This is a genomic window from Lentibacillus sp. L22 (assembly GCF_040812445.1).
GTDB classification, from domain to species: Bacteria; Bacillota; Bacilli; order Bacillales; family Amphibacillaceae; genus Lentibacillus_C; species Lentibacillus_C daqui.
On sequence record NZ_JBFNXI010000037.1, the window covers coordinates 1 to 12,543 of the forward strand.

Genomic DNA, 12,543 nt, shown 5'->3' on the forward strand with positions numbered 1-12,543 from the left:
CCGGTGCTCAAAGCTACGCCGCCTAGAACTTCTCGGTCCTTTTTATCCTCCTTTTTGAACACGCACTTATAAGGCTTGTATTATTATACTTATTTTATTTTATCAAAATTATACCATCTTGTGGTAAAAGACAAGCTTATTGAATCATTCTTCGGTTACATAAATTCTTGGCACCCGTTTGCCGATGTTACAGGGAATCTCATAATTAATCGTGTCCAGGTAACGGGCGACTTCATCCATGCTGATTGCATCATTGCCCTGTTTGCCGATTAGTGTTACCTTTGTCCCGATTGGATATTCCTTGTCCAAATGAATCATCGTTTGATCCATACAAATTCTTCCAACAATCGGCATGCGTTTTCCACCAACCAATACTTCAAACCCCTGTAGCTTACGAATCCAACCATCAGCATACCCGATTGGTATCGTACCAATCCATTCCGGTTTTTCCGCTGTATGGGTTGCACCGTAACTAACGGATTCACCGGCATCTATTTGCTTCACATGAATGAGCCGGCTATGTAGCGAAAATGCTTGCTTTAAGTCAATCATATCTTCTTGTTTCACGGTTTCTGACGGGTATAAACCATACATGGCAATGCCAAACCGAATAAAATGATACATGTCATCAGGAAAGCGAATCGATGCAGCGCTATTTCCTATATGAATCGCCACAGGTGACCGCCATCGTTTGTGAAATGTCTGCCATAGCGATTGAAATCTTGCTTGCTGTCGTTTGAAATAGGTCAAATCTTGTTCATCTGCTGTGGCAAAATGGGTATAGATGCCGGTTAACCGAACGTTTGGCGCATCGGCCAATTCGTCGACTAACTCCTCTAATTCGGTTTCTGTACGAATTCCTACCCTGCCCATGCCAGTGTCCCATTTCATGTTTAGTTTAAGCGGCTGGGCAAACTGGTACAATTTCACTTGCTCCATCCACTCCTTTTGAAAGAATGTCAGAGTAAGTTGATGATCAGCAGCAATCGGGGTATCCTCCGGGGCAACCCAGCCAAATACCAGAATAGGCACTGTTATACCTGCTTCTCTAAGCTCCAACGCTTCCTCCAAAAGCGCGACAGCCAATGCATCTGCACCCGCTTTGAGCGCACGTTTGGCAACTTCCACGGCCCCATGACCATACCCATCCGCTTTTACTACAGCGAACATTTTCGTTTCTTCAGGTAATTTTTGCTTCATTTGCTGTACATTGTAACCAATTGCATCCAAATTCACTTCCGCCCATGTCTCCCGGTAGTGCACTTTCTCTTGCATCATACACCATTCCTTCCTTTGGGACACAGGGACGGTTCTCCTGTCCCGCGGGACAGGAGAGCCGTCCCTGTGTCCCAATTATTTCGTTTTCTTATGTGCCTGTCAAGAAATTTTGATAAGAGAAAAGCAGACCTCCTCTCCAGAAGAATCTGCTTACAAGCGATCATTCTACTTCACTGCTTTGCCTTGGACTGATTTCGCAACATCAATTAACTCTTCCTTTGTCAAGTCCTCACTTGCCAGATAAAAGTTCATCCCATCATTGTTCCATTGAATCGCACTATCGGAAAGTGCTCCAATAGAATGTCCAAGATTAACAATATCGCCTCTTACTTCCTGGGGAGCAGCTAATGTTTGCTCAACTTCTGCCTGCTGCTCAATCAAGGTGAAATTCTTTTCTCCGGTATAAGTCATAATCACTCGTTTCCCATTCGCTGTTTCCACTTCTTTTTGTTCGGAAAGCTCTGCCCCAGCCATTTCTAATGGAAGTGCTACCTTGAATGATTCTGTCTTCGTCTTGTTGGCATCCGTCTGCTTCTCGGTGTCCGAGTTCTGATTCTTATCACCGGAGACAGGTGCTTCAGCCGTACCAGAGCTCATATTGTTATCCATGGCAAAATCTTTCTCCTGCAAATTTGGCTTCATGTCAAATCCGGAAAATTTCACTTCAACCAGCGGTTTCTTGTCCTTATCCAATACTTTTACCAACTTAGGCGCATATGTCTTTTTATCAAAATAAATTTCTTGATATGGCAAATTATTGTTGCTTTGATAGTTGGTTTTTGTCTGGAATATATAATTGGAGTCACTAACCTTGAATGTAGCATCTGTATCTTCCTTAATATCATTTACAAGTGATTTAAAAAGATACGGCTGGCTGCTATTATCCGGCCAGTCTGTTTGAAATTTAAAGCTTTTATCCAATGCCGGCGTCAGAACAAACACGCCATCTTTATTTTTTAGGATGATTTGATTTCCTTTTTTATCCTGATCATTCTTTAATGCCACCCGATAGTATTCTTTTTTCTTATGCCAAACATCAATTTGATATGTTTGACTGTCCTGGCCGGTGTTCATTTTCATTTTCGCTTTTGTCTTATAGCCATCCATGGTTGAAACTTTATCGTCCAATTTTTTTATGACATCTTCCTGGGATTTTTCCCCACAGGCAACAAGTAACGTAATCAGGCCAAAGACAACAACTAACCAAACACTAACAATCTTCTTCATGGACATATCTCCCTTGTCTTGTTTCAGAACAAAGGCGCAACATCGATTACGCCTCCAGTTTTCTTTCAACAGGACAAAGAGAACGTGTCACTGCTTTTTAAGAAATGTACGGTATACGTCAGGGATACCATCGATCACATCAGTCGCCAGTAAATCATAATAAGAATGATTCTTTTCTACTTGGATATCAGCGGCGGCACCGTGGATGAAACAAGCATTGCATAATGCCGCAAATGTATGTTCATGCTGCATCAGCATCGCCAATACAATTCCGGACAATACGTCACCACTTCCACCTTTGGCAAGGCCTTGATTTCCGGTTTGATTCACCGCCTGTTGCCCATTTGGCGCGGTAATAATGGTATGCTTCCCTTTCAACACGACATAGGTTTGGTAACTTGATGCAAATTCCCGGGCATAATGAAAAGGTTTGACCAAGAGTTCAGGTATGGCTATCCCTAAAAGCATAGCCATTTCACCAGGATGAGGGGTCACAATGGTTGGCTGGGATCGTTTCGCCAGCATGGACAAATCTGTTTTGACATGAAACAATCCATCAGCATCGATTACCAGCGGAACATTTGCTGTTTGCACCATCTGCATCACCAATTTCTCGGCAAAACGCCCACGTCCCAGGCCCATGCCAATAGCAATTGCATCAAAATGATCCAGCGATATCGATTCATTGGAATGATCCAGCTTCAAATAAGTAGCTTCCGGACATGTCGGAGCAATGGGCACAATGGCTTCACCTGTTGTCCCAATCGTGAGCAGCCCTGCACCTGCTCTTAATGCAGCCTTGGCCGTCATGGCAATCGAACCTGGCATTACGCTGGAGCCGCCAATAACGAGTCCTTTCCCATGACTCCCTTTATGCGCGTATGGATCTCGCTTTGGCAATGTCTGTCGAAAACAACGCTGCTCCCAAATCTTACATTGCAGATCGCCTGCCAGCTTATTTACCGGTATCCCAATGGAAACGACTTCCCACGCCCCGTAATAGGGTGCTGTGTGCTGAAGAAACATGCTCATTTTTGCTGCTTCGATTACAAATGTATAATCCGCTTGAATAGCTGAAAAATTTGTTACACCTTCATCGGCTGGCAGCCCAGTTGGAATGTCTATCGCAATAATGCATGCCGCTTTTTTATTAATTGTCGAAACAATGGATGCAACTGGCTCTCTTAGTGGCCCATGCACCCCGATTCCAATCATCGCGTCAATAACCACATCTGATTGACCAACCAATTCAGCAATCGCTTCTGGATCACGGGTTACGGTCATATGACCACCAATGTTTAGAAATAATTGCTTATGATAAGCTGCTTCTTCTGTTATTTTTTCATCTGGAACGATTTGGACGACCGTAATGTTATAGTTTAGATTCAAAAGTGTGCGTGCAATAACAAACCCATCTCCACCATTATTCCCTTTACCGACAAACACAGTGATTTGGTCTTGACTTTTTATGATTTTCATTACCCGGCTTGCGATGGCACGTCCCGCATTTTCCATTAATAACCGCCCGTCCATCCCTATTTCTTCTATCGTGCAATGATCCCATTCGTACATTTCTTTTGCGGTGACAATATACAATTTCGTTCCCTCCTACCCGCACTAAAATATATGAGACAACCTCATCGATTATGCTTTTTATCCTCTAGTGAGTGTTCAAAAACGAGGATGAAAAGGACCGAGCAGTTCAAGGCGGCGTAGCTTTGAGCACCGGAGTGTACATAAAAGGTACATGAGGAGCGGAAAAGCAAGCCAACGAACTTCTTCAAAGGAAGGCCGACTAAAAACGGGCTTGCGCTCAGGCGTCGGCATACCCCTTTTGAAGGGGCATGTCATTTTCACCGGAGTTTTTGAACAACTTCTTCTATGACAACCTGTGCCGCAGCATACTCCTTTGTATGAGTAATCGATATAAACACATGTACATCATCATACCCTTTAACTGTTATTTCAGGAGCACCCGCACTCCCTGTTAATACTTCTATATCATGAAAACTTAAATCTCCAATGCCGGTGCCCACTGCTTTGGCGAACGCCTCTTTGGCAGCAAATCTACCAGCAAGAAACTCGGTTTTTCTCGATATGCTCGTAAACGAATGCAACTTGTCTTGTTCTTTATCCGTTAAAACACGTTCGATTAACCCCGAATCTCGCTCAATATTTCGCCGGATTCGGGATAGTTCAATCATATCCAGCCCAATACCCCTGATCAACCGCTACACCTCTTTATGTTGATGTCATTCCATTTATAAGAATTCAGTCCAGCGTCTTTGTGCTTGCAACCTGTCATCCAATTTTAGTAAGCTAAAAACTGGTCATACTATGTAAAATGGACGCTTACAATAATAATACCCGATCATTCATTTTTTAAAAACTTTCCTTGAGGAGATTACCAATGTTCATACGTACAGAAAAAAGTATAAAAGATTTCATGCAATTTTATCCTGTTGTCTCTACCTTAGTTATCATTCATTTAGCCTTATGGGTCATTATTGAGCTGTTACATCTGCCATTTGGCATCAGGCTCTTTCAATGGGGAGCAGGAAACAATCTATTTATCCATCAAGGGGAATATTGGCGTCTGTTAACAGCAATCTTTCTGCACAATGGATTCATGCATACCATTTTTAATTCATTTGCTTTGGTATTATTTGGACCTGCCCTTGAACAAATGCTGGGAAAGGGTAAATTTATCCTGGCCTATCTGATTGCCGGTTTTATTGGTAACCTGGCTACATACCTGATTAATCCGACTGCTTTCTATTCTTATGTCGGTGCGTCCGGAGCCATATATGGTTTATTTGGAATCTATGTCTATATGGTTGTATTTCGTAAAGATTTAATTGACCGCGCAAATGCCCAGATCATTCTGGTTATCTTTGTGATTGGTCTAATCATGACATTTATACAACCGGGGATTAATATGTATGCCCATATCTTTGGCTTTATCGGCGGTTTTGCTGTTGCCCGGCTGGTAATATATCGTACCGTCCCGTTCACTACCCCGCAACCACGAAGACATGCAGGTGGGGCACCATATAAAAGACGACGGTTACCAAATGAAACGGGGAAAAAAGTGTTCTGGGTCATTCTTATTATCCTGGTAATCCTTGGTCTATTTAGCAGATTCATGCGTTAAATGTATAAAAAAGCTCCCCTTGTAAGGGAGCTTTTTTATATGTCATTAATTATTACGGCTATGGTGTTTTTGGTAGTTTCCTTTGCGATTGCGGCTGCTATATTGATTACGTCCGCCTTTGCCACGCCCGCCTTGATTACGTTTGCCATAGAAGTTGCGCTTGTTCCCTCTATTTGCATTATCCTTGCCTCGTTGTGCTTTTTTCACACTGACTGGCTGGATGGACGATATCCGTACAGGCGTGTTTTGTCGCTCTTTTGTCAGCAATTTCAACGCTGCTGCAATAACCGTGATTGAATCATGATCCTGCAATAGTTCATTGGCAGTCTCATGATACGCCTTTAGATCCTTATTCTCAATCGTCTTCAAAAGCTTGTCCACGGCAACCTGCTGCTGTCCGCGCAATGCGTCCTGACCTGATGGCGGCATAATTCGCTTCATTTTGCTTTTTGTCGTCTTTTCAATCAAATGCAAGTGAGCGATCTCCCGTGGCGTAATAAAGGAAATTGCTTCGCCGGTTTTACCCGCACGGCCAGTCCTGCCAATCCGGTGTACATAGCTTTCCGGGTCTTGCGGTATATCAAAATTATATACATGGGTAACCCCTGAGATATCAAGTCCGCGTGCAGCTACATCGGTTGCCACCAACACCTCTACACGGCCGTTTTTAAACTTATTTAATACAGACATCCGTTTACCCTGGGTTAGATCTCCATGGATTCCTTCAGCACGAAATCCGCGTGCCTGCAATCCTTCCGTAATTTCATCGACCCGTTTTTTCGTCCGGCTGAACACAATCGCCAAATCCGGTCCATTAATATCCAAATGATTGGTAAGCGTATCAAATTTATATTTTTCCGGAACCTCAATAAAATATTGATCGATATTTTCGACCGTCATTTCTTTTGCCTTCACTTTGATTTCTTCCGGGTTCTTCATCAAATGTGTCGCAATTTCACGAATTTCCTTTGGCATGGTTGCGGAAAACAACAGGGTTTGTCTATCTTCCGGGATCCCTTTTAAAATTTCCCGAATATCCTCGATGAATCCCATGTTAAGCATTTCATCCGCTTCATCCAGTACGGCCGTTGTTACATGATCAATATGAATTGTCTTTCTGCGCATATGATCAAGCAGGCGGCCTGGTGTTGCGACAACGATATGCGGCCCATCTTTTAATGCCCGAATTTGTCGTTCCATGTGCTGCCCACCATATACAGGCAGTGTACGAAGCCCTTTGAATTTCCCTAATCGGTTGATTTCTTCGGCAACTTGGATAGCCAATTCCCGGGTAGGTGCGACGACCAGCCCTTGGATTTTCCGGACAGACTTGTCAATTTTTTCAATCATCGGGATGCCAAATGCCGCGGTTTTACCTGTACCTGTTTGAGCCTGGCCGATGACATCTTTACCTTGCATTGCCAGCGGGATCGTCTCTGCTTGTATTGGTGTCGATTCTTCAAAGCCCATTTTTTCCAAAGCTTTCATAATTGGTTGCGAAACACCTAAATCATAAAATGTTGTCACCTTAATAGTCTACTCCTTTTTTACTTAAAGTTTATCCGCATGAATAAAGTGTAAGTGCTATTGTTGTCCCTAAAAGAGGATGTTCAAAAGTTCCATATGAACAGTTAGATACAAGGAACACAATGCAAGGATGTCGACTTAGCTCTTTTGATTGACAAAGGTTATACAAAAGACACCAAAAGCAGGCGGTAATATCTTTCTCCGCTTGTGCGCCTCGAACTTCATGATCCAATTCGTAACTCTTCAAGCACTTATCTATTTACCATAAGAAAAGCATATATATGGGATGTTCAAAAGGATAAAATTGCTTCTGACCTGGAACAGTCATGTTTTTCAGCCTTTTGAACGTTTGTTTCACAAGTAGCATCAGTGAATGGCTTACTTTAAAGAACAAAAAACAGACACTGACCAACTTTGCTTTTCCTGAATTGTACAGTTTCATGTTTAATACTTTTCTTACTCTAAAAAAGGCATCCTTCCTGTGAAGAATGAGCCTCTCACTCAGAAATTCATGCAAAATAACAGTTATTTCATCATAACACATTTGTCAATGCATTATCTACTCCTTCGTGATTTTTTCATACGAACATGGTAAAATGTACTCAGTATTAATCTTCACGAGCGAACAAGGAGACTTAACTTAACATGCGTATACCCCCATTTAATCCATACATAGTCGTTGGCATCGGTGTTATCGCCGTATCAACCTCAGCAGTTTTAGTGAAATTGGCAGAAGGTGTACCCACTGCTATTATTGCCAATTACCGCTTGTTGTTCACATTTATTTTGCTGGCTCCATATGTCCTTTTTAAGCGCAGACATGAATTTCATTACATCGAAAAAAAGGACTGGATTCTCTCCATTTTTGCCGGTATTTGTTTGGCGTTTCATTTTATCATCTGGTTTGAGTCCTTGAATTATACATCTGTCGCAAGCTCGGTTGCACTTGTATCACTTCAGCCCATATTTACTTTTATTGGCACTTATATCTTTTTTAAAGAACGATTTTCTCAAGGTGCTATTATTAGCATGGTCATTACTTTGATGGGAAGCTTCATTATTAGCTGGGGGGACTTTCAGCTAAGTGGAACGGCGTTATTCGGTGATATGCTTGCTTTGATTGGCGCAGTTGCCATCACTGTCTATTTGCTGCTTGGACAACAAGCAAGAAGACGTCTGTCAATCATGCCCTATACCTTTATTATCTATGGCATCGGTGCCATTACGTTAATTATTTATAATCTGTTGTTACATAACCCGTTTTTGGGCTACTCACCTGAACATTGGTGGATCTTTTTGGCGCTGGCGATTATCCCGACATTCTTCGGCCATACATTATTTAATTGGGCATTAAAATGGTTGAGTTCAGCAACCATTTCCATGGGAATTGTCTTTGAACCAATCGGAGCCTCCCTTCTCGCCTATTTGATACTTGACGAGAAGGTGACACCCTCCCAATGGCTGGGTGGAACGATAGTAATCTTTGGCCTGTTTTTATTTATCATGAGTACATCAAGAAAACGCAGGGTAACGATTTCCGGGAAAAAATAGGCCAGCAGCCAGGGTAAAGATTAGGTTCCGGATTGTATTTTGTTCAATTTGGACTGTATTACTGAATTAGGTCGTATTTCCAACATTGGTGATTGTTTCCATCTCATTATGAAGAAATTCGATGTATTACTTTTACCGGACTTTTTGACATCCTTTGAAGAGAACAAGGTACAGTCAAAGAAATTTTTGACTGTACCTTGTTTGAATAATGATCAGGAGTTGATCATTCATCCGTTGTCAGAAAGTCATATACGATGGTATTCAACGCATCTTTGTCATCTCCCAAACAGATGAGATGTTTTGACTGGTCAAAAAAAACAACTTCTTTTTGCCTGGATGTCATTTCCTTTTCCAAATAGTAAGCTGTTTTATATGGAACCATTCCATCTTGTTGCCCTTGTGCGATCAGTACCGGGGTGTCAATTTCTTTTAAATATGGCTTTGTAAACCGAACCAATTTCAAGAATTCCACATTAGCTTTAAAAGGAATAGCCCCGAGTTTTCGTTTATAATGCAGATATAATTTATTTTTGTTCAATGTTCCCCGGCAGCCATCAATCATCACTTCAACAACATCTGAAAATAGTTGTTTCCATGACAAGTATTTTCCCGCTGGCGCCAATAATACCAATTTCGTTACATGATATTTTGCGGCTAAGTAGGAAGCAATCATCCCGCCCATTGAGAACCCAATCAAATAAAGATCCTCATACTTCTCAAGCATGGCCTGCAGTTTTTGCTCGGCAGCCTGAATCCACCGTTCATGGGAAACATTTTCTTCTGTTAAACTTAAATTTTTGCCATGCCCCGGCAGTGTTGGGACTTCCACTTGCCAGTTCGTATTCTCCTTTAAATAAGCGGCCAATGGATCAACTTCATAGGGACCGCCTGTATAGCCATGAATGATTAAGCAACCAATCATTTCCATTCTCCTTCAAACTATTATTGCATACAGGTCTTATCACACGACACAAATGAAGATGTTTCTCCTTTCCATGTACTTACGCTCTCCCTTTCAAGCTGTTATATACCACGGTTGCTGATTTTTCACTATGTAAATAAGCTGATAAACAGGACAAGAATCAGCTTATTTATGACCGGCATTTTCTTGACTCCGCTACACACGAAGGTTCTTCATAAAGGATCCAACCTGCTTGACAACAGGTGTAATTTGCTGGAATGTGTTTGCAAATTGACCAACCGTCGAAAACATTTTATCCAAATCTACATGCCCATCCTTATCTTGAAAATAAGCGAGAAGACCATTTTGTTTTGGCGGCGGATAAGGAGCATTCATGGACTGTCCCTGATTTGCCGGAGGAGGCCAATTTGCCTGTTGCCCCTGGTTGGACATATACCAATTTGTTGGTTGTGGCGGCTTTGAAAAGTAGTCAAATGGTGTCTGCGTTTGGGGCGGGGGTACGGGAGGAAATTGCTGGGATTGCCATGTTTGGTTATAAGGATTCATCTGATTATAATCCTGAAATTCATTATATACATTATATGGTGACCGATAAAAAAAGGGACTCGCAAACATTTAAGTAACACCTCTTTATCACTTTTATCATTTATAGTTTATGCAATCAGCCTGCATCTGTTCATGTTGACAACCGTGATTCGTATCCCTTTTTTGCCATTCATCTATTGAAAGCGCAGCCCCAGCCTATCCTTCATTTTCTCTTTTTGAAAACCTAAAATGGGATCCCCGTTAATAAACGTCACAGGTGTTCCATATATGCCTTTTTCCTGCAGCTCCTTTAAGTATTCCGGGTGTTCGGTAACGTTTCTTGTTTGATAATCAATCTTCCATTCGTCCAATTGATCCAACAATTTGGATCGCTTATTACTATTGTTGATATATACCATAACATGCTTTGTGCTCATCCCTGTCCCTCCTGGATATCTTTATTTTGTTCATACCCACGATCCATCATGTTTAAACGCAACTATTACAATTATATTTCAAATATTAGTTCAAACCGCCTAAAAACCCCATACAAAAAAGCAAAACCACTCCCCCCCAGGTAGTGGTTTTGCTTTCGTAAAATGGCAAGCTAACGTACCAGCTTGCACGATTATGGTAATAATAAAGCAGAGACATCCCAGATCCCACTATTATCTTATCGCCTTTTTATCAGATTCGCTGTGATAAAGATCACACGCAGCGGAACTTCTTTGATGTGATAGTGCATATATTACCTGCGTAGACCAACATATTCACTTTATCAATGTCCATAAGCCGGGCTACAAGATGGGTCAGTTGACTGTTGCGGTTTTAGCAGACATGTCCCAGGCACATTCGCATTTCTTCGTTAAAATTGACTTGTGACAAGATGTCATTTATAATGAGTGCATTGTTTATTGTGACAACATGTCATTTTATCAGGAATTGAGGGAATATGGATGCCAAAAGCGACCTTTTATAATTTGCCAAGAGAAAAACGGCAAATACTTATTCAAGCAGTAAAAAAGGAATTTTCCAGAGTATCCCTGCACGAAGCCTCGATTACCAATATCGTCAAAGCTGCTGATATACCCAGAGGGAGCTTCTATCAATATTTTTACGATAAAGAAGATGCGTTTTATTATGTATTAGAGCTTTACGGAAAAATACAAGCAAGAAAATTCATCTCTTGTCTCAGGCAGGCGGAGGGAGACATTTTTGATACTGCTACCGTTATATATCAATCCATGTTGGAAAACTTTCAAACCCGGGAAAATCGCGACTTCTTTAAAAACGCCTTTTTAAATATGAACTATAAAATGGAGCGTACATTTACGGGTAATTTCAGCAAAGAAAGGTTAAAACAAATTACCGAAATCAAGGATATTATAAACACACGCAACTTGTGCATTTCGGATAAAAGTGATTTATTTCACATCATACAAATCTTAATTGCTGTCATCTTCCATAATCTTGTGCTTAGTTTTGCCAGAGAGTTATCGTATGACATGGCTATGACAAACTTTTTGAAAGAAATTGATCTGCTGAAACATGGGCTTTGTAAACAGGACCAAAAATGAATTTACCAAGGATGATTCGGGCAAACAAATATATTGCAAAATAGTCATCAGAAACTATAATGAATAAAATACGCAATTTATAGTGGTGTTCAAAATCCATATAAAACAACCGGGGAGGGATATGACATGTTAGCATTGGATCATATCGTAATAGCGGGAATTAACGCCGAAACAGCAAGTGCTGAATACGGGAATCAATTCACCATCAAAGCGATCAAAGGTGGCGAGCACGCCGACTGGGGGACATATAATTACTTGTCCTATTTTTCCAATGACAGTTATTTGGAATGGCTTGGAGTCACTGATCTGTCTAAGGCAAAACAGGCGGAAAACCCGCTTATTCAGCATTTTGTCCATACCATTGAAAATGAATCGCCCGGTCCGTTCCAATTCGCGCTTAGAACGAGTCAAATGGATGAGTATGTGACCCATTTTCAAAACGAACGCATCCCGTATAGTGGGCCATTTGCCGGTGAGCGCACCAAACCGGATGGAACGGTTTTAAAATGGCGGATGCTGTTCCCAATGTACAATTATACGGAAGAAATGCTCCCGTTCCTAATTGAGTGGGAAAACCCGAATGATGCATATCCTGAAACAAGTCTGTTAAATATCCAAACGATCAACACGATCCATTATAATGGGGTCGATCGAGATACATTTGCACGAATTTATCAATTGAAACCAAGGAAGCTGAACAAGAGTCTGCTTGCCTTGCAAAATTGCAAAATACGCTTTACTGACGATGCCAAATTGCATTTTGATTTAGTCTGAAAAGGGAT

Annotated in this window: 12 protein-coding genes; 4 read left to right on the forward strand and 8 right to left on the reverse strand. The window is 41.4% G+C overall.

Annotated elements, in window-relative coordinates:
• Positions 1-144: 144 nt before the first annotated feature.
• From alr to acpS, 4 genes are all read right to left on the reverse strand, one after another.
• A complete protein-coding gene (gene alr, locus ABRT01_RS13900; protein WP_367748020.1) occupies positions 145-1,275 on the reverse strand; it encodes an alanine racemase in 1,131 nt (376 codons plus the stop codon).
• 168 nt (positions 1,276-1,443) lie between these two features.
• On the reverse strand, positions 1,444-2,505 hold the full coding sequence (locus tag ABRT01_RS13905; protein ID WP_367747984.1) for a LolA family protein: 1,062 nt from the start codon (positions 2,503-2,505) through the stop codon (positions 1,444-1,446).
• Between the two features lie 87 nt (positions 2,506-2,592).
• Entirely contained in the window at positions 2,593-4,101 is a 1,509-nt protein-coding gene (locus ABRT01_RS13910; protein WP_367747987.1) for an NAD(P)H-hydrate dehydratase, read from the reverse strand.
• Positions 4,102-4,358: 257 nt separating this feature from the next.
• The gene (acpS, locus tag ABRT01_RS13915; protein ID WP_269411284.1) at positions 4,359-4,733 is read right to left on the reverse strand and encodes a holo-ACP synthase; all 375 of its coding nucleotides are present in this window, start codon (positions 4,731-4,733) and stop codon (positions 4,359-4,361) included.
• 182 nt (positions 4,734-4,915) lie between these two features.
• Between acpS and ABRT01_RS13920 the strand changes: the two genes are divergently transcribed.
• The gene (locus ABRT01_RS13920) at positions 4,916-5,659 is read left to right on the forward strand and encodes a rhomboid family intramembrane serine protease (RefSeq protein WP_269411283.1); all 744 of its coding nucleotides are present in this window, start codon (positions 4,916-4,918) and stop codon (positions 5,657-5,659) included.
• Positions 5,660-5,704: 45 nt separating this feature from the next.
• Here the strand turns inward: ABRT01_RS13920 and cshA are convergent, their stop codons facing one another.
• Complete coding sequence (cshA, locus tag ABRT01_RS13925; RefSeq protein ID WP_269411282.1) at positions 5,705-7,186, reverse strand: degradosome RNA helicase CshA; 1,482 nt, start codon at positions 7,184-7,186, stop codon at positions 5,705-5,707.
• A 645-nt stretch (positions 7,187-7,831) separates the two neighbouring features.
• On the opposite strand from cshA, the gene ABRT01_RS13930 reads away from it, so the two are divergent.
• Complete coding sequence (locus tag ABRT01_RS13930) at positions 7,832-8,737, forward strand: DMT family transporter (protein ID WP_269411281.1); 906 nt, start codon at positions 7,832-7,834, stop codon at positions 8,735-8,737.
• A 223-nt stretch (positions 8,738-8,960) separates the two neighbouring features.
• On the opposite strand, the gene ABRT01_RS13935 is transcribed toward ABRT01_RS13930, so the two are convergent.
• From ABRT01_RS13935 to ABRT01_RS13945, 3 genes are all read right to left on the reverse strand, one after another.
• Entirely contained in the window at positions 8,961-9,659 is a 699-nt protein-coding gene (locus tag ABRT01_RS13935; RefSeq protein ID WP_269411280.1) for an alpha/beta hydrolase, read from the reverse strand.
• A 195-nt stretch (positions 9,660-9,854) separates the two neighbouring features.
• The gene (locus ABRT01_RS13940; protein ID WP_367747994.1) at positions 9,855-10,274 is read right to left on the reverse strand and encodes a YppG family protein; all 420 of its coding nucleotides are present in this window, start codon (positions 10,272-10,274) and stop codon (positions 9,855-9,857) included.
• Between the two features lie 104 nt (positions 10,275-10,378).
• On the reverse strand, positions 10,379-10,621 hold the full coding sequence (locus ABRT01_RS13945) for a glutaredoxin family protein (RefSeq protein WP_269411278.1): 243 nt from the start codon (positions 10,619-10,621) through the stop codon (positions 10,379-10,381).
• Between the two features lie 519 nt (positions 10,622-11,140).
• Here ABRT01_RS13945 and ABRT01_RS13950 point away from each other — a divergent pair.
• Positions 11,141-11,761 (forward strand): TetR/AcrR family transcriptional regulator, encoded by a 621-nt coding sequence (locus ABRT01_RS13950; RefSeq protein WP_269411277.1) that lies wholly within the window; start codon positions 11,141-11,143, stop codon positions 11,759-11,761.
• Positions 11,762-11,887: 126 nt separating this feature from the next.
• Positions 11,888-12,535 carry a VOC family protein gene (locus ABRT01_RS13955; RefSeq protein ID WP_269411276.1) on the forward strand — a complete coding sequence of 216 codons (648 nt, stop codon included), beginning with the start codon at positions 11,888-11,890 and terminating at the stop codon, positions 12,533-12,535.
• Positions 12,536-12,543: the final 8 nt, after the last annotated feature.

Bases quoted from the DNA above. Each gene is read 5' to 3' on its own strand.
- ABRT01_RS13950 (WP_269411277.1), top strand. From the start codon at position 11,141: ATGCCAAAAGCGACCTTTTATAATTTGCCAAGAGAAAAACGGCAAATA.
- alr (WP_367748020.1), bottom strand. From the start codon at position 1,275: ATGCAAGAGAAAGTGCACTACCGGGAGACATGGGCGGAAGTGAATTTG.
- ABRT01_RS13955 (WP_269411276.1), top strand. From the start codon at position 11,888: ATGTTAGCATTGGATCATATCGTAATAGCGGGAATTAACGCCGAAACA.
- ABRT01_RS13945 (WP_269411278.1), bottom strand. From the start codon at position 10,621: ATGAGCACAAAGCATGTTATGGTATATATCAACAATAGTAATAAGCGA.
- ABRT01_RS13930 (WP_269411281.1), top strand. From the start codon at position 7,832: ATGCGTATACCCCCATTTAATCCATACATAGTCGTTGGCATCGGTGTT.
- ABRT01_RS13940 (WP_367747994.1), bottom strand. From the start codon at position 10,274: ATGTTTGCGAGTCCCTTTTTTTATCGGTCACCATATAATGTATATAAT.
- ABRT01_RS13935 (WP_269411280.1), bottom strand. From the start codon at position 9,659: ATGATTGGTTGCTTAATCATTCATGGCTATACAGGCGGTCCCTATGAA.
- ABRT01_RS13920 (WP_269411283.1), top strand. From the start codon at position 4,916: ATGTTCATACGTACAGAAAAAAGTATAAAAGATTTCATGCAATTTTAT.
- ABRT01_RS13905 (WP_367747984.1), bottom strand. From the start codon at position 2,505: ATGAAGAAGATTGTTAGTGTTTGGTTAGTTGTTGTCTTTGGCCTGATT.